This is a genomic window from uncultured Campylobacter sp., assembly GCF_938045465.1.
Lineage (GTDB): Bacteria > Campylobacterota > Campylobacteria > Campylobacterales > Campylobacteraceae > Campylobacter_B.
In genome coordinates, this window is record NZ_CALIBF010000122.1 from 1 (window position 1) to 16,954 (window position 16,954).

18 protein-coding genes and 1 pseudogene are annotated in these 16,954 nt (G+C 47.5%); 2 read left to right on the forward strand and 17 right to left on the reverse strand.

Features of this window, described 5'->3' with window-relative positions:
- Positions 1–190: 190 nt before the first annotated feature.
- Both Q0413_RS05800 and Q0413_RS05805 read left to right on the forward strand, forming a co-directional pair.
- Positions 191–442 carry a TetR/AcrR family transcriptional regulator gene (locus Q0413_RS05800; RefSeq protein WP_298988045.1) on the forward strand — a complete coding sequence of 84 codons (252 nt, stop codon included), beginning with the start codon at positions 191–193 and terminating at the stop codon, positions 440–442.
- Positions 435–959: a hypothetical protein gene (locus Q0413_RS05805; RefSeq protein ID WP_298988046.1), complete on the forward strand. Its 525-nt coding sequence runs from the start codon at positions 435–437 to the stop codon at positions 957–959. The genes Q0413_RS05800 and Q0413_RS05805 overlap by 8 nt, the downstream gene beginning before the upstream one ends.
- A gap of 100 nt (positions 960–1,059) precedes the next feature.
- Here Q0413_RS05805 and Q0413_RS05810 read toward each other — a convergent pair whose 3' ends face one another.
- The 17 genes and pseudogenes from Q0413_RS05810 to Q0413_RS05890 all read right to left on the reverse strand — a co-directional run bounded on the left by Q0413_RS05810 (position 1,060) and on the right by Q0413_RS05890 (position 16,946).
- On the reverse strand, positions 1,060–1,689 hold the full coding sequence (locus tag Q0413_RS05810) for a hypothetical protein (protein ID WP_298988047.1): 630 nt from the start codon (positions 1,687–1,689) through the stop codon (positions 1,060–1,062).
- A gap of 375 nt (positions 1,690–2,064) precedes the next feature.
- Positions 2,065–3,282: a 2-hydroxyacyl-CoA dehydratase gene (locus Q0413_RS05815; RefSeq protein ID WP_295098664.1), complete on the reverse strand. Its 1,218-nt coding sequence runs from the start codon at positions 3,280–3,282 to the stop codon at positions 2,065–2,067.
- Positions 3,282–6,236 carry an acyl-CoA dehydratase activase gene (locus Q0413_RS05820; RefSeq protein WP_298988048.1) on the reverse strand — a complete coding sequence of 985 codons (2,955 nt, stop codon included), beginning with the start codon at positions 6,234–6,236 and terminating at the stop codon, positions 3,282–3,284. The genes Q0413_RS05815 and Q0413_RS05820 overlap by 1 nt, the downstream gene beginning before the upstream one ends.
- Before the next feature lie 294 nt (positions 6,237–6,530).
- On the reverse strand, positions 6,531–6,887 hold the full coding sequence (rplS, locus tag Q0413_RS05825; RefSeq protein ID WP_005873155.1) for a 50S ribosomal protein L19: 357 nt from the start codon (positions 6,885–6,887) through the stop codon (positions 6,531–6,533).
- Positions 6,884–7,585 (reverse strand): tRNA (guanosine(37)-N1)-methyltransferase TrmD, encoded by a 702-nt coding sequence (trmD, locus tag Q0413_RS05830; RefSeq protein WP_298988049.1) that lies wholly within the window; start codon positions 7,583–7,585, stop codon positions 6,884–6,886. Before trmD ends, rplS begins: the two co-directional genes overlap by 4 nt.
- A complete protein-coding gene (gene rimM, locus Q0413_RS05835) occupies positions 7,582–8,112 on the reverse strand; it encodes a ribosome maturation factor RimM (protein ID WP_298988050.1) in 531 nt (176 codons plus the stop codon). Before rimM ends, trmD begins: the two co-directional genes overlap by 4 nt.
- Positions 8,105–8,347 (reverse strand): KH domain-containing protein, encoded by a 243-nt coding sequence (locus tag Q0413_RS05840; protein ID WP_005873158.1) that lies wholly within the window; start codon positions 8,345–8,347, stop codon positions 8,105–8,107. Before Q0413_RS05840 ends, rimM begins: the two co-directional genes overlap by 8 nt.
- 1 nt (position 8,348) lies before the next feature.
- Positions 8,349–8,579 (reverse strand): 30S ribosomal protein S16, encoded by a 231-nt coding sequence (gene rpsP, locus Q0413_RS05845; RefSeq protein ID WP_297901685.1) that lies wholly within the window; start codon positions 8,577–8,579, stop codon positions 8,349–8,351.
- A 78-nt stretch (positions 8,580–8,657) separates the two neighbouring features.
- On the reverse strand, positions 8,658–9,998 hold the full coding sequence (gene ffh, locus Q0413_RS05850) for a signal recognition particle protein (protein WP_298988051.1): 1,341 nt from the start codon (positions 9,996–9,998) through the stop codon (positions 8,658–8,660).
- Positions 9,999–10,064: 66 nt separating this feature from the next.
- Positions 10,065–10,814 carry an RluA family pseudouridine synthase gene (locus Q0413_RS05855; RefSeq protein WP_298988052.1) on the reverse strand — a complete coding sequence of 250 codons (750 nt, stop codon included), beginning with the start codon at positions 10,812–10,814 and terminating at the stop codon, positions 10,065–10,067.
- Positions 10,814–12,202 carry a glycosyltransferase N-terminal domain-containing protein gene (locus Q0413_RS05860; RefSeq protein ID WP_298988053.1) on the reverse strand — a complete coding sequence of 463 codons (1,389 nt, stop codon included), beginning with the start codon at positions 12,200–12,202 and terminating at the stop codon, positions 10,814–10,816. The genes Q0413_RS05855 and Q0413_RS05860 overlap by 1 nt, the downstream gene beginning before the upstream one ends.
- On the reverse strand, positions 12,199–12,906 hold the full coding sequence (locus Q0413_RS05865) for a zinc ribbon domain-containing protein (protein WP_298988055.1): 708 nt from the start codon (positions 12,904–12,906) through the stop codon (positions 12,199–12,201). Before Q0413_RS05865 ends, Q0413_RS05860 begins: the two co-directional genes overlap by 4 nt.
- 9 nt (positions 12,907–12,915) lie before the next feature.
- Complete coding sequence (locus Q0413_RS05870) at positions 12,916–13,638, reverse strand: Nif3-like dinuclear metal center hexameric protein (protein WP_298988088.1); 723 nt, start codon at positions 13,636–13,638, stop codon at positions 12,916–12,918.
- A 206-nt stretch (positions 13,639–13,844) separates the two neighbouring features.
- Positions 13,845–14,681: pseudogene (glyQ, locus tag Q0413_RS05875) on the reverse strand (glycine--tRNA ligase subunit alpha); the annotation flags it as partial.
- A gap of 109 nt (positions 14,682–14,790) precedes the next feature.
- Positions 14,791–15,183: a hypothetical protein gene (locus tag Q0413_RS05880; protein WP_298988056.1), complete on the reverse strand. Its 393-nt coding sequence runs from the start codon at positions 15,181–15,183 to the stop codon at positions 14,791–14,793.
- 3 nt (positions 15,184–15,186) lie between these two features.
- Complete coding sequence (purE, locus tag Q0413_RS05885; protein WP_298988057.1) at positions 15,187–15,687, reverse strand: 5-(carboxyamino)imidazole ribonucleotide mutase; 501 nt, start codon at positions 15,685–15,687, stop codon at positions 15,187–15,189.
- On the reverse strand, positions 15,684–16,946 hold the full coding sequence (locus tag Q0413_RS05890) for a peptidase U32 family protein (protein WP_298988058.1): 1,263 nt from the start codon (positions 16,944–16,946) through the stop codon (positions 15,684–15,686). The genes purE and Q0413_RS05890 overlap by 4 nt, the downstream gene beginning before the upstream one ends.
- Positions 16,947–16,954: the final 8 nt, after the last annotated feature.

A 16,954-nucleotide genomic window follows, 5' to 3' on the forward strand; every position in this document is an offset into this window, starting at 1 on the left:
AATCACTTACTCAGGTGAAATTCCCGCCTAACTTCGACCCTAGACATCTTTACTCTGTCGCGGCATAGTGCGAGAAATTAAACATAAAATTTGCTATAATAACTTTGCGTTTGGAATTATTGCAAATTCTCTACGGGAATTATTGCAAATTCTTTATTAAAATAACTTTAAATAGAGGGAATTATTTCCAATGGACAAAAAAGAAATTGCAAAATTTATCGGCAAGGACCTAAAAACCCTATATAACTGGGAACGGCAAAACCCTAATTTATACAAAATAATAATCTCATACTTTTCAGCAGATGTAACAAGCTCTTATGAACGGGAATTATTACAAAAATTTAGGAAACTCAAGGAAATAGAAAAAAGATATTACTTAAGCAGCATGGAAACCAAAATTTTAAAAAGAGAGATGGAGAAAGAAGCAGCAAATGATGAATAAACTACTACTAGCAACAATTTTAACTTTCGCTAGCCTACAAGCCAAAGAAAGCATGGAAATAAACGTATCACCAAGCAACAAGCAATATCAATTTGGTAAAAATATAAATTTAATCGGCACGTGGGAGGCTATAGAAACCAAATGTTGCGTAAATTTCATTTTTGGTAGATACGACAAAATAAGAATGAGATTCGATAAAAGCGGTAAAATTTATAAAGTAGAGGAAAATAAAGAAATCCCAACCGATATGATATGGAGCATAAATAACAACGGAGTAGTAAAGGTAGAAAAAGACGATAACTATTACGATAAAATAGGAATAAACGAAGCCGCTAAAAAATCAATACAAGGCAAAATGGTAAAAGAGATATTTAAAGGGGTGGAAACAATAGAATTTCAAATCCTATCTAAAGAAAACGAAAACTGCTTTATGGTAGAAAGAAATTTAAAACTATGCAAGATTTTAGAGAATTTGCACACCGAACCCGATAAAATAATCCAAATCGAAATGCACTAACCTCCCCCTTAAAGGTTAAAATAGGGTTCAAATCCCTCTCTGTCCGCCACTATTTTAAAATTTAAATCAATAAAATTTCACTTCCGTGGTTCAGTCGATTCTAGCCGCCTAGGATACTGCCTAAAAGCAGCACCGGCATCATTAGCGGCATTACGATGAGTCCTTGTATGTCGGTATCCATTTTTGCATCGCGCTCGCTTTTGATCCCGCTATCGACCGCTATACGCGCGGGATACTCGATCGGCACGCCTAGGCGGTGCGATCTGCGTAGCTCGTCGTGATCTTTTAGGCGCTTAAAATATTTGCCTTCGATCAGATAAGAGTAATGAAACGTAGAACTATACGCGGGCTCCAGCTGCTCTGGGTCGTCCATCAGCTTAGCCTGCACGGATAGCGGTAGATCGTATTTTACGAGCTCGATTTCGTGCTGGATATATGCGGCATCGCTGCCTTCATTGTATCTGTCGATCGTGAGCATGCTTACGTTGCGCCTTATCGCGTCTTTATTTAGCGACGCCAGACTCGCAACCTTGGCGCGCACGGCGCTAAGATTCGCATCAAATACGTAATCATAAATCTCGCCGCTCATACGCAGCTGACCGCCAGACGTCGCGCTCATCGCGACGATATGCTCACGCCCTTGCATGTAGCCCGGCAAATTCTTACTCGCGCATCCGCTAAAAACTCCACAGCATAGTGTCAAAACCGCGCCGCAAATCCAAAATTTCATAAACTTCCTTCGTAAAAATTTAAAGACGGATTGTATTAAATTTTGCCTTAACGAGAATGGAATTTTATGACGTGGCGAAATGGGATTGTGCGATGGAATTCTATGGCGGCGACGCGTAGAATTTCGCGCGGACTTCCATAAAATTCCGATGAAATTTCGCAAGAATTGAAGCCAGAACGCGCGGAAGAGGTAAAAGAAGCACAAGAGCGCTATCGAGATTTAAAATTTTAAAATCTCGAGAAAATTTCGCGAAAGGAAGCGAGCTATTTGCGCGTCAAAATTTAACCGTCATCGCGAGCTTGCTTTTAAATTTTAAAATTTTACGGCAGGCTTTGGAATTTTAAAATTCCAAAGCTCTTTTTGATATGCGGCGCGCTACTTTCGATTTGCGTTAGCAAGCATCAGCTTTATGCGGTTTTCTTGATTTACCGCGCTTGCGCCCGGGTCGTAGTCGATAGCGGCGATGTTTGCTTGCGGGTAGTTCTGTTTGATCTTTCGGATCATTCCGCGCGCGATGATGTGGTTTGGCAGGCAGCCGAAGGGCTGCGCGCACACGACGTTTTGTATGCCGTGACGCATAAACTCGACCATCTCCGCCGTCAGCAGCCAGCCCTCGCCCATCTTCACGCCGTGACCGATGTAGCCGTCGGCGGCGGCGCGAACCTCGCTAAATGGGCTCGGCGCGCGAAAGCCAAAACGCTTCATCTGCTTAATCATCATGCGCTGGAAAAATTCCACTACTTTAGCGACCGCAAGCGAGCCGTAATACGCCGCGCCGCCCTTGCCGTAGAGCTGCTTGTCGTAGACCGCATCGTAGATGCAGGTAAGTACGAAGTCCATCAGCCCCGTATTTACGGGCTCGGCATTTTCGCGAATGAGGTAGGCGTTTAGGCCGTTGTTGCCGATGGGCGAGTATTTGAGATAAATTTCGCCCACGATGCCTACTTTCACTCGCGGCTTATCGTCGCGCTCGATTTTAGCGAACTGCGAGAGGATAAATTTGAAATTTTTCTTGAGATTGAAAAACGATCTTTGATCGGTCAAATTTTTGATCCGCTCGGCGCAGAGTTCGTAAATTTCATTCGTTTGATTTTTGATCTTTTCGTAGGGCTTACACTGATTATACAGCCCCATCATCAAATCGCCGTAAAATATCGCGGCAAAGAGCTTTAGAAGCGATTTTTTGCCGAGGCTAAATTCATTCTCATCTAGCGAACCGAAATTTAACGAGATCGCAGGGACGTAGCTAAAGCCGCTGTCCTCAAGCGCTTTGCGAAGCAAATTTATGTAGTTGCTCGCTCTGCAGCCGCCGCCCGTTTGGCTGATGAGAAGCGCTACTTTGTGCGTATCGAACTCGCCGCTTTTTAGCGCGTCGATAAACTGCCCGATGACGAGCAGCGCGGGGTAGCACATGTCGTTATGCACGCTGCGAAGCCCCTCCTCGACGATATTTTGACGATTTTCGCCGAGTAAGACGCTCTTATAGCCCTCGTCGCGCAGCACCCCCTGCATAAAGCGAAAATGCGGATCAATCATCGTGGGGATCAATATCGTGTGGGTCGCTTTCATATCTTTTGTAAATTTAGCAAACATTAGCGCGCATCCTTTCTTGCTTCTTGTTGCGCGCCTTGCCTTTCGCGCTCTATCATAGTCGCTTTTAGGCTACGCAGGCGGATCTTGACCGCACCTAGGTTCGTAACCTCGTCGATTTTAAGTTGAGTGTAAATTTTACCGTTTTGACGCAGTATGTCGCGCACCTCGTCGCCCGTGATCGCATCTATCCCGCAGCCGAAGCTGACTAACTGCACCAGCTGCATACGCGGGTATTTACAGACGAACCGTGCCGCGCTATAAAGCCTGGCGTGGTAGGTCCATTGATTAAGGCTTTTCGTCTGCACCCTGCTAAGCGGCAGCGCGTCCTCGCTAAGCACTATAAAGCCCAAGGAATTTAGATAGCGATCGATGCCGTGGTTGATCGTCTTATCAATATGATACGGGCGACCCGCGAGCACGACGGCGCTAGCGCCGCTGCTTTGTATCTCTTTTAGGGTCTCCTCGCCTTTTATTAAAACGGTATTTTTATAGTTTTGCAGCTCCTTAAGGCCTTGCAAGACGGCGTTTTTCACGGCGTCAGAATGAAATTTATACCCGACGTCCGCTAGCTCAGCCTGCATCGTTTTGCAAAACGAATCTTGCATGTTAAGATCTACGTGCGGGTAGAGGAATTTTTTCTCCTCCAGCGCGCCTACGTTCGCGCGTATCAGCTCGGGATAGTATGCGACTACGGGGCAGTTGTAGCAGTTCTCGCTGATATTTTCATCCAGGCTGTAGCTCATACACGGATAGAAGATAAAATCGACGCTCTTATTTAGCAGATCGTAGATGTGGCCGTGCACGCTTTTAGCCGGGTAGCAGACGGTATCGCTCGGGATGCTTTGGCTTGCTAAAAACAGCGTCTCTTTTCGCGGCTTTTGCGACAGCACAACGCTCATGCCTAAATTTTCAAAAAACGCACTCCAAAACGGGATCATCTCAAACATATTCAAAACAAACGGAATTCCGACCCGCGGCGCGTCTTGCTTCGGCGGCTTGCGATATTTTCGCAAAAGCTCGTTTTTAAACTCAAACAAATTCGTGATATCGTGGCGGATCTCCTTGCCCGCGCCGCGCTCGCATTTATTGCCCGAGACAAATTTAGTATCGCCGAAGTAGCTGATCGTAAGCGGGCATTTGTTCGTACAGAGCTTGCAGACACTAAATTCGCTGCGATGAGTGAAATTTTCAAGCTCTGCACGACTGATCATATCGGTACGCTCGTTTGCGTTATTTTTGGCAAAAAGCGCGGCGCCGTAAGCCCCCATAAGTTCGCTAATATCAAGGCGAATCACATTTTTACCGAGCTCTTTTTCAAAAGCGCGCAGCACAGCGTTGTTTAAAAAGGTACCGCCCTGCACTACGATGTTTTGACCCAAATCGTCGGCGTTTCGCACTCGGATGACCTTGTAAATCGCGTTTTTTATGACGCTAATAGCAAGACCTGCGCTGATGTCCTCGATCGTAGCACCGTCTTTTTGAGCTTGCTTGACCGAAGAGTTCATAAAGACCGTGCAGCGGCTGCCGAGCTTGGCGGGATGGGTCGCAAAAAGGGCTAAGCTTGCAAAATCTTTAATGTCGTAACCCAAAGAATTTGAAAAGGTCTGCAAAAACGAGCCACAGCCCGAGCTACATGCCTCATTTAGCACGATAGAATCGATATTGCCATCTTTAATGGAGAAACACTTGATGTCCTGCCCGCCGATGTCGATGATAAAATCTACTTTCGGATTGAAGTGGCGCGCAGCGCTGTAATGCGCGATCGTCTCGACGATACCGTAATCAAAGCGAAAGGCGGTTTTAATGAGATCCTCGCCGTAGCCGGTAACACCGCTGCCCTTGATCTTGATGCGACCCTCGCAAAGATCGTATAGCTCCTTAAGACGCGGCAGCAGGATATCTACGGGATCACCTTTATTGGAGGAGTAAAATTTATAGAGTAGCTCGTAGTTTGCGCCTATCAGTACGACTTTGATCGTGGTGCTGCCGCAATCCACACCCAAATACGCATCTCCGCTGTAGGTGTGGATATCCACCTTAGGCACGCTGGCGCGGGCGTGACGAGCGGTGAACTCGTCAAATTCCGCTCTGTCTTTGAAAAGCGGAGGCTCGGCTTCCAGCGCGGTTCTGTCGGGCTCCTTTTTTAAAAGCGCGATCGTCTCTTCCAAATTTAACGTCTCGCCCGTATCTTTTGCGTACAGCGCGCTGCCGTAAGCCACAAAATAAGGCGCAATGTCGGGAAAGGTCGCAGTTTCGTTGGTGAGCTTTAGCACCTCTTTAAAGCGCGCCTGAAGGCCTTTTAGGAAAAACAACGGGCCGCCCAAGAATAGAATATTGCCCTTAACTTCGCGACCCTGCGCAAGCCCCGAGATCGTCTGCTCGACGACCGCGGCGTAGATACTAGCGCAAATATCCTCTTTTCTAACGCCCTGATTTAGTAGCGGCTGAATGTCGCTTTTGGCGAACACGCCACAACGTGAGGCGATCGGGTAAATTTTATTAGCCGCAAAGCTTAGGCGGTCGAGCTCCGTGATATCCAGATGCAAAAGATTGGTCATCTGGTCGATAAATGCGCCTGTACCGCCCGCGCATGAGCCGTTCATACGCTCTTCAAGTCCGCCCGTGAGAAATAAAATTTTAGCATCCTCGCCGCCGAGCTCGATGACGACATCGGTCTTTGGAAACATCCGCTTTACGCCGAGCGAGGTAGCAAAAACCTCCTGGACGAACGGAATTTTGCAATTTTTGGCGATACCCATGCCCGCCGAACCCGCTATGGCGACGCTGAATCGCTCGCCTGCGTAGCTTTTTTGAATTTGCAAAATTTTATCCAGCACCAGCTCTTTGGGCTTTGCTAGATGCCGCTCGTAGCTCTTGCTTAAAATTTCATATTTTTCGTTTAAAACTACCGTTTTAACAGTGGTTGATCCTACGTCAATGCCTAAGAAAATCACATCTCGCTCTTTACTGAATAAATTTTACTCGGCCGAATTCTCAAATTTAGCGCGAGCTTTCTAAATTAAAATTTGCATTTTATAGTAATATTTTTAAACGCAAATAAAATCAGGATATATTTTATCTTTTTCTATCGAGAAAGACGAATTTTGGGCAGTTTAAAATTAAAAATTTTAATGGAAAAGTTGTAAAACTTTAGATTTAATGCGAGTAGATTTTGCGCGAAATTTTTTAAAATCTCGCGCATTATAAAAAGAGCTTCCTTTTGAATTGGGAAGCATAAATTTAAAGGATTATTTTCGAAGCTCTTTGATTTTAGCCGCTTTACCGCGTCTGTCGCGTAGGTAAAATAGCTTCGCGCGGCGAACGCGTCCTTTTCTTAGAACCTCTATGCTTTCGATGCTCTCGCTGTAGATCGGGAAAATTCTCTCTACGCCGACGCTATTTGCACCGATCTTGCGGATGATAAAGGTCTCGCTTACACCGTTTCCACGGCGCGCAATGCAGGTGCCTTCAAAATTTTGAATTCTGCTCTTATCGCCCTCTTTGATCCTGATGGCTACCTTTAAGGTGTCACCGGCACGGAAATCAGGCACACTTTTGCTTGTGATCTGAGCGTCCTCAAACGCTTGGATATACTTGTTTTTCATAAATTTCCTTTATTTCTGGCGATCTTTCGGTACATATCCGGGCGGAAGAACCTCGTTTTGCATAGCGCCATTTGATTTTTTAAGCCGCGCATTTTAGCGTGATTACCCTTTAAAAACTCTGAAACTATAGGTAAATTTTCAAAAACATCAGGCTTTGTAAATGCGGGCGCCTCTAAAATTCCGCCTTCAAAGCTTTCTTCGACAAGCGAGCTTTCGTTGCCTAAAACGCCCTTTATATTGCGGCTTATCGCATCGCACATGCAAAGCGCACCGAGCTCACCGCCGGTAAGGATGAAATCACCGATGCAAAAAATTTCATCTACATATCTTTCGACTATGCGCTCATCGATCCCCTCGTAGCGCCCGCAGATAAAGCATAAGCTCTCTTTGCCGCTTAGACGCTTGGCATCGTTTTGGTTAAATTTTTTACTGGCGGGCGAGAGGTAGATAAACTTGGCGTTTTTAAATTTAGCTCTTACGTGTTCTATAGTCCCGGCAAGCGGCTCCGTGCCGATCAAAAGCCCCGCACCGCCGCCGATCATATAATCATCTACTTTTTTATAGCGATTTGTCGTGAAATTTCGCGGGTTAAAAAAATGCGTCGAGATTATTTTCTTATCGACCGCGCGCTTTAAAATCGAGTCCTCAAAATACGGCGCGATGAGATTTTCAAATAGAGAGATGAAGATAAAATTCATGAGTTTTCCAAAATCGCGCGCGCATTTTGCGTAAAAATTTTACGTTCGCTAAGCGAAATTTCTTTCACATAGGCGTCCACGTATGGGATAAAAAATTCTTTCGGCAAAGCCTGCGAGATTAAGCTTTCATCCGTCTCTACCTCAAAAAGATAGCCGCTTCCGATCTGCGATATGTCCTTTACGCACCCCAAAACCGCGCCGTCTTCGCAAATTTCAAGCCCGATAATATCAAAGTAAAAGAACTCGCCCTTTTGCAATTTGCAAAATTTCCGCGTGTCCTCTTTGCTACGGTAAAGGATTTGGTTGGTTAAATTTGCCGCCGCTTCTACGCTTTCGTAATTTTTAAAAATAGCGCTAGAATTTGCGCCGTTGAAGGATAGAATTTCTAGAATTTCGCCGTTTCGCAGATAAAATTTGGCGCCTTTTTTAAACTGAGAGGGGAAGTCGCTGCGATCGAAAATTTTGATCGCGCCCTTTAGACCGATAGTCCGACCGAGCTTTGCGACCTCTAAAAGATCATCAGGCATCTTTGGCTTTGACGGTAATTTTATAATTGATCGGATCTTTTGCTTTATAGCCGATGATGACGGTCTTTATGGCGTTTATCATTTTGCCGTCCTTGCCGATGAGTTTGCCGGTATCGGCCTTGTCGGCATAGACGATGATCTCGGTAAAGTTTTCACCGACCCGCTTTTGCGTAGAGACGGACTGCGGATAATCGGCGATCAACTTTGCGTATTCTTTTATAAAATTTTCTACCATTTTATTTGCTTGTGATTTGAGCGACCCTATCGCTTAACTTCGCGCCTACGCTCTTCCAGTATGCCAAACGCTCCGCGTCGAATTTGATATTATCGCTCTCTTTTAGCGGGTTATAAAAGCCGATCGTCTCGATAAAGCCGCCGTCGCGTCTTTTCCTGCTATCCGTTACCACGATGCGGTAAAAAGGCTGCTTCTTTCTTCCGATTCTTGTAAGCCTAACAACTGTTGCCATTTTTTCTCCTTAAATTTTTGTAAGTTTTAGAACTTGCAGATGGCTAAAACTTAAACATCTGCAAACTCTACCGAGAAATTATCTCGGTAAATTTTGCCTTTGAGCGATCGAGGCAAGCCCCTGCATGCCGCCCTTGCCCGAAAATTTTTTCGCAAGCTTCGAAGCGCCCGCGAACTGCTTTAAGAAGCGGTTTACTTCCACCTGCGAAAGCCCTGCGCCCGCAGCAAGCCTGCGCTTACGCGAATTATTTAGCAGATCGGGGTTTTCGCGCTCTTTCGGCGTCATAGAGCTGATCATCGCTTTGATATGAAGTATCTCTTTGGAGTTTTCCAAATCGATATCTTTTATCTTATTTGCCATGCCGGAAAGTCCCGGGATCATGCCGATTAAATTTTTCATATTGCCGAGCTTTTTCACGCTTTCTAGCTGATTTACGAAATCGTTGAAATTAAATTCGCCCTTTTTGATCTTTTTGTTTAGAGCCTTGGCTTCTCTTTCGTCGAAAACGGCGCTTGTTTTCTCGGCTAACGTCGCTAAATCGCCCTCACCCATAATGCGACCTGTAATTCTATCGGGTATAAAGCCCTCCAGATCGACCACTTTCTCGCCGGTTCCGATAAAGCGAAGCGGGATGCCAAGCTGCTGCGCGATACCAAGAGCTACGCCGCCTTTGGTATCGGCGTCAAATTTGCTTAAGATTACGCCCGTAAGGCCTAAAATTTCATCAAATTTAGCGGCCGTTTTAATGCCGTCTTGACCGCTCATGGCGTCCGCTACGTAAAAAATTTCATGCGGATTTAAAGCTTTTTTCATCTGTGCAAGCTGTGCCATAAGCGCCTCGTCTATCGCAAGACGTCCCGCCGTATCTACGAGCAGTACGTCATAAAGCCCGCTTTTAGCCTTGCTTAGCGCTTTTTCGGCAACCTTTAGCGGATCGCTCTCGCCCTCGATGAAAAACAGCTCAATCTCATTTGCCTCGCACAGCTGGCGGAGCTGCTCGACCGCGGCTAGGCGCTGCAAGTCGCACGCTGCAACCAAGACCTTTTTTTTACGAAGTTTCAGATAGTTTGCAAGTTTTATCGTGCTTGTGGATTTTCCGCTTCCTTGAAGTCCCGTCATCAAAGCTACCGTAGGAGGCGTGCTAGCAAATACAAATCCCTGGCTGCTGCCTCTAGGCGCCGTTAAAATTTTAGTCAAATTTGTCTTGATGGACTGCAAAAACGGCTTCTGCCCTATCGTACCGATACGAAGATCGGCTTCGACAAGCGCCAAAAAATCCTTTACGACTTTGTGGTGCACGTCAGCTTTTAAAAGCGCTTTTTTTAGCGTCTCCAAGGCGTTTTTTAAAGCTTTTTCATCGTCGATTGTTTTTAATTTATTGACCGCGTTTTTAAACGACTCGCTTATGATCTCAAACACTTTGATCCCTTATAAAATTTTTAAACTTGCGATGTTACCTAAAATTAACTTAAAAGCCATTGAATATCAGAGCTCTTTAGGAATTTCAAAGCCGAATTCGTTGAAGCTTTTACCCGGCGGAGCTTTAAATTTTAGCCCCAAAATTTCGGTCTCGTACGAGTGCAGAAACATCCGCTTCGCGCGGCTTTTAGCGTATTTTTCATCGCCTATTACGCCGAATCCCGCATTTGCCAGATGCACGCGGATCTGATGCGTCCTGCCCGTCTCGATCCGCACCTTTACGAGCGATTTTTTGCCGCTTACCATAAGCGGATAAACCTCGCTAAATGCGCTCTTGCCGTTTGGCGAAATTTTAGAAAACGCGCCGCTTCGGGTCTTTATCGTCAAAATCGGCTCGTCAAATTTCATCTCTTCGCTCACGATCCCCTTCACAATCGCGATATAGCTTTTCTTCACGCGCAAATTTTTAAACTCCAAAATCGCCGCTTCGCGAAATTCCTCGTTTTTGTACAGCAGCACGACGCCGCTAGTCTCCTTATCCAGGCGGTTTAGAAGGCCGAATTTATAGATTTTTTCCAAATTTTCGCTACTCATAAAGGGCGGCTTATTGACCGCCAAAACGTTCTCATCCTCATAAATGATCGCGGGTTTTGCGGGCTTCATCACGCTAAATTTAGTATTTTCGCCGAGCATCTCGCGCGCTAGAGCGATCTTTGCGCCGCGCGCGCTCACAAGCCCCGCGTCGATGAGGGCCTTGGCTTCGTTGTGCGAGATGTTTTCCTGCGCCGCCAGCAGTTTGTAGGCTTTTTCTTGCATTAAATTCTTTCCTTGATTAAATTTTCTATCTCTTGCAGATCGCAAATTTTATCTATTCGCGTGCCCTTTAGCGGCTCTTTTAAAGCGCTTGAAATTTCGTTCGCCTCGCACAGAGCGATATTTTGCACGAGCGCGTACAGCGCCTTTTGATTATGAAAAAATCGCCCGCTGATGATCGGCACGCCGAAGCTCGCCGCCTCGATCGGACTATGTCCGCCGATATTTCGCAAAAAGCTGCCGCCCAAGATCACGACGTTTGAAATTTTATAAAAGTTCGCTAGCTCGCCGAAGGCATCGAGCAAGATAAAATCACTTTCAAGTCCTGCGCTGTCGCTAAATCGCTCAAAGCTAAGCCCGTGCTCGCGCGCCCAAGTCTTGCAAATTTCACATACCTTTTCGAAGCGCTCCGGGTGCCTCGGCGCCAGGATGATTTTTAGCTTTTGCGGCGTAGTTATTGAAGCTGCCGCGTTCCGTGCGGTAGAATTTAAAGACGCGCCGTTTAAAGGCGCCGTATTCGGCACGGCGGACGAAGCGTCGCTTAAGCTCGCCGCATCCAAAGAAGCTTCGTTTAAATTTACCGGCTCGATCAAGCCCTGCTCGTCGCGAAGCTCGGCCGCAGGCAAGCTCCTATCGTCGCGGATACTCGCTGCGCGCGGGTATTTTTCGGGCATATTTTGCGAACTGCGAAATTTTATAAAATCGTTTAAATTTGATAAAACAAGTTCCTCCTCGCCCTCGTGAGTATTTGAGATCGTAAGCACGAAGCTATTTGCGGACGCGGCAGAATAGTCCTTCGTCGCAACGGCGATATTCGCGCTTTTCACGTTGCCCACGACCTTTATATTTTTTACGCCGAGCTCCCGCAGCCGCGCCGCATCAAGCTCGCTTTGCGCAAGCACCAGATCGATATTTTCAAACGCTTTGCGATAATAAAACTTAAAACGCAGATAGCTCGCGTACGATCGGTCGCTTATGCGCGCGTTTAGCAGGATCACGTAGCTTCCGCGCGACTTAGCGGAACGGATCAAATTTAGCCATAGTTCCGCTTCGAAAATCACCAACACGCGGCTGCCCGTAAGCCAAAATGGAAGCCAGTTTTCAAAAGGCAGGTAGCGAGAGTTCGGCGTGAGAGAGCGCGCCGCATCAAAGCCCGTCTGCGTGGTCGTGCTAAGCGCGACGCTCTCAAATTTAGAAATTAGCGGCGCAAGAGCGTTTACCTCGCCCAGGCTGCAAGCGTGAAAGTGCACCGCAGCGGGGCTAAATTTAGGGTTTTTGTATAGAAAAAATCGCGCTTTCAGGCTCGTGCGGTATTTTGTTTTAAAGCTTAGGATAAAAATAAAAGGCGCAGCTGCAAGCCACGCCAAAAACGCCAAGGCGGTGTAGATCACTCGGCTTCTTTATATAAAATTCTGCCGCAATACGGGCAGGTTACGATGTCGTCGCTTTTAATGACTGCGGAATAGGTCTTGTCGCTTATACGCATAAAGCAGCCGTAGCAGGCCTGTTTGCGCACCGGCGAGACCGCCGTATTGCCCGCCCACTTGCGGATCTTTTCGTAGAATGAGACGGTTTTTGGGTTCATCGCCTGCATTAGCTTATCGCGCTTGGCGTAGATCGCGCCGCGAGCGACCTCGACCTCGCCCATCTCGGCGCTCACCTGCTCTTGCAAGCTTTTTAGCTCGGCTTCAAACGCCTCTTGCTTTTCGCTCTGCTCTTTTACGAGCGCTTCCTTTGCGGCTACGATCTTTTCCAGCCTTTCGATCTCCTCGTTTGTGGCCTCGAGCTGCTCTTTTGCGATGTCCTCTTCGACGCTAAGGGCTTTGATCTCCTTTTCGGTTTTTGCCGCGCCGCTTTTTTTGCCCGTGCTTTTTAGCTTGGACGAAAAGGCGCTAAGTTGCGTGTTTGCTTGTAAAATTTGAGATTTTAGCTCGGCGATCTCCGCATTTAGAGTTTCGATCTGTTCTTTTGCGCCGTTTATTTCAGTGCTTTTTTTACTCAGCTTCTCCTGTGCGGCCTCGATTTTAGGCTTAAATCCGTCCAGCTGCTTATCGAATTCGCAAAGCTCTACCAATTGGCTTAAATATTTGTTCATCTTTTTCCTTTAATAATACGTAAATGGATTTTTTTGCTCGCTTATTATAACTTCAATTTCGCTTTTTTGCAAGAAAGGTGCGAGCGCGCGCCCAAAATAGCGCTCACTTTCAAAATGATTTATGTCGATCAAACTCACGCCGTTTTCTAAATTTTGAAGCGCTGCGTGATATTTTATATCGCCCGTGATGAAGCAATCCACGCCCAAGCTTTGGTTCAGTTCGCTTCCGCTGCCGGTGCAAAGCGCGATATTTTGGATAAAATTTTTCGTCTTCACGGCGCGCAGATGCTTGATGCCAAGCTTGCGCTTTATCTGTGCACACAGCTGCTCAAAGCTCAAATCCGCGCGCATGAAAACCAAAAATTCCCGCTCATCCGTAATTTCAAATTTTAAAATTTCGCGCGCTACGAACCCGTTTAAAACGTGCTTGTCAAAGTTCGTATGCATCGCGATGAGAGAGATGTTTTTGCGGATCATCTCATAGATCAAATTTGCAGGATAGAGCCGCGGGTCGAGCGATTTTAGTGGACTGAAAATCAGCGGGTGGTGTACCACGAAAAGCGAGCCCGCCTCCGCCTCGCGCACCAGCTCGCTAGTAACGTCGAGGCTTAGATAGATTTTTGAAATTTCATCATCCAAATTTCCGAGCAAAAGCCTGCTATTATCCCACGCCTCCGCGTCGCAAAAAGGCGCGGCGGCGTTTAAAATTTCATAAATTTCGCTCGTTTTCATAAATTTCACTTTGCGCTTTCATCCGCTTTGTCTGCGGTGTTTTGCTTGCCGTGGGCGTTTTTTAAATTTGCGCTCGCGGAGGAAGCGGGCGCCGAGACAGCCCCTTTAACGCCGCACTTCTCGCTCTTTTCCCTCTCATTTGCCGCGCCGCCTTTTTTATCGCTGCACGCCGTGCCGCAAAGATCGGCGACATATTTTTGCGGATCTGCGTAGCAAAGCGCGCAGTTTTTGGCAAGATCGCGGATCTTTAAAATATAATCCTGCCTCTGCGTAACCGAGATCGCTCCGCGCGCGTCAAGGACGTTGAACGTGTGCGCCGCAAGCATGCAGTAATCATACGCAGGAAGCGCCAGGCCGTGCTTTAGGATGCTTTTACACTCGCCGAAGCAGTTTTCAAAATGATTAAAAAGCATCGCGGTGTCCGCAAGCTCGAAGTTGTATTTGCTGAACTCAAACTCGCCCCTTTTATGCACGTCGCCGTAGGTCACGAGCCCCGCCTTGTCGTCCCAGACGATGTCGTAAACGTCGTCTTTGTTTTGCAGATACATCGCCAAGCGCTCAAGCCCGTAGGTGATCTCGCCGCTTATGAGCTCGCACGTGATGCCGCCTACCTGCTGAAAATAGGTAAACTGCGTCACCTCCATGCCATCCAGCCAAACCTCCCAGCCAAGTCCCCAGGCCCCCAGCGTCGGGCTCTCCCAGTTGTCTTCTACGAAGCGGATATCGTGGCTTTTAAGATCTAGCCCCAGCTTCTCTAGGCTTTTTAGATAGAGTTCTTGGATATTGTCCGGGCTCGGTTTTAAGATCACCTGAAATTGATAGTACGCGCCCAAACGGTTTGGATTTTCGCCGTAGCGCCCATCTGTTGGGCGACGCGAGGGTGCTACGTATGCCGCGCGCCAAGGTTTGCTTCCTAGGCTGCGCAAAAAGGTAGCCTGATGATAGGTGCCTGCGCCCGCGGGCATATCGTAGGGCTGAACGAGCAAGCAGCCCTGCTCGTGCCAGTAGTTTTGAAGCGTCAAAATAATCTGTGAAAACGTCATTTTTATCCTTTTATCGATATGTAAATTTAAATTTTATCTTCCAAAGAGCTTTTCAAAGTCCGTTTTAAAAGCTCTTTGAAGCTTCGAGCTTTCAAAAAATTTCCAAATTTCAGCCAGTATTCGCCAGCTCTCGTAGGCTCGCTAGCAAAATCAAAAACCGCGTAATCGCCCGCTTCGATATGTAATTTTTCGCCGGTTTCATCGCGCTCATTTTTGCAGCACTGATTTGCGGATTCGCAAGCTTCGTCGTGGCTTTCTTATGGTGCCCTTCCTTCGAGCAAGTGCCTATTAGCACGGAGTATTCGCCCTGCGCGCCGTTTTCATAGTCGTAATACGCAGCATAAATTTCACTTTTCTCGGCGCTGCTTCTGCTAGCGTTAAATTTTAAAAACTCGTCCCACAAATTTGCGATCACCCCTCGTCCGCTAATCTCATCCGCGTTATTCGTGCGAGTCTTTAGCCCACAAATTTCAAAGCCTTCGCTCAATTTTAAAATTTTCATAGATTAATCTTCAAGCAGCACTTCGATCTGCTCGGAGTCTTTTTTTAGAGCCTCGGCTTTTGCCGCGCGATCCGCCTTTAGCTTCGAGCTTAGAAGCTCGTCGCTTAAAGCTAAAATTTGCACCGCCAGATACGCCGCGTTTTTTGCGCCCGCCTTGCCGATCGCAAGCGTCGCGACGGGGATGCCCGAAGGCATCTGCACGGTCGAATACAGCGCATCTACGCCGCTAAGCGCGCTACCGCCGAGCGGGACGCCTAGCACCGGCTTGGTCGTATTTGCAGCGACCGCTCCAGCAAGATGCGCCGCCATGCCCGCCGCGCAGATGAAAACCTGCGCGCCCTTTTTCTCGGCGTCCGCGACGTATTTAGCCGTACGAGCAGGGCTTCGGTGCGCCGAAGATACGATCATCTCGTACGCAGCGCCGAATTCGTTTAGAATTTTAGCTGCTTCGTAAACGACCTCGTAATCGCTCTTTGAGCCCATTATTATAGAAACAAATTTCATTCTATCTCCTTTCTTAAAAAGCAAAACTCCGCGAGCTTCGCAGGCAGCTTAATCTCATTTAGATTGCCGCTGTGAATCTCGCTAAATTCCTTACCGCTGCGGCTTTGCAGCCTCTTAAATTTTAAATACGACTTGCCGCTAAGCTCAAAAATTTCGCCGATCTCATTATCGCAAGCGCAAATTTTAAAGCCGCGCGGAGCAAAAATTTCATACGAAACGCCGGGTAAAATTTTATCCTTGACGCTTATAAACTCGCCATCCTGCGAGATCGCGCAGACCTGATGCGTGCCAAGCTCGATGCTGCGGTCTAAATTTTGCGTATCCTCTCGCTCATACGGGCGCTTTATCAAATATCCGTCGCTAAAGCCGCGGTTTTTAAGCGTCGCGATCTCGCGCTCGTAAACGCCGGCCTCAAATTTATCGCTCGCGGCATCGTCGATCGCCGCGCGATAAGCATTCGTGGCGCATGCGACGTAGTATTCGCTCTTGGTGCGCCCTTCGATTTTGAAGCTGTCGATCGCGCCCGTTTGCATGATCTTTTGCACGTGCGAAATGAGGCTAAGATCCTTCGCGTTCATTACGAAAGTACCCTCCCCTTCGCGCTCTTGCAAGCGGAAAAGCGCGCTGGTTTCGGGATTTTTTGCGTAAAGCTCGTAGTTAAATCTGCAGTCGTTCGCGCAGCTTCCGCGGTTGCTGAAGCGTCCGCTTTGCACCGCGCTAACAAGACAGCGCCCGCTGTATGCGAAACACATCGAGCCGTGCACGAAAATTTCAATCTCTAAATTTGGAATTTTATCTTTGATTTCTACGGCGTCTTTGAGCGTCATCTCTCGCGCCGCGACGATGCGGACGGCGCCCAGCTCCGCCCAAACCCGCGCATCCAGATAATTTAGCACGTTGGCTTGGGTAGAGACGTGGATCGGAATCTCAGGCGCGACGGCTCGCGCAAGGCTTGCGACGCCTGGGGTGGCGATTAAAATTCCATCCACGCGCAGATCGCGAAGAAATTCCAAATGCCTTTCGATGTTTCCTAGCTGGCCGTTGGTCGCAAAGCCGTTTACGGTCGCATAAAGCTTCTTGCCGCGCTCATGCGCGTAAGCGACGCCCTGCGCGAAGCTTTCCTTGCTAAATTCCTTCGCGCTTCGCTGGCGCAGCGAAAATGAACCGGTGCTTGCATACACGGCGTCCGCGCCGTAAGCTAGGGCGATTTTTAGTTTCGTTAAATTCCCAGCAGGAGCTAAGAGTTCGGGTTTTTTCAAATACATTC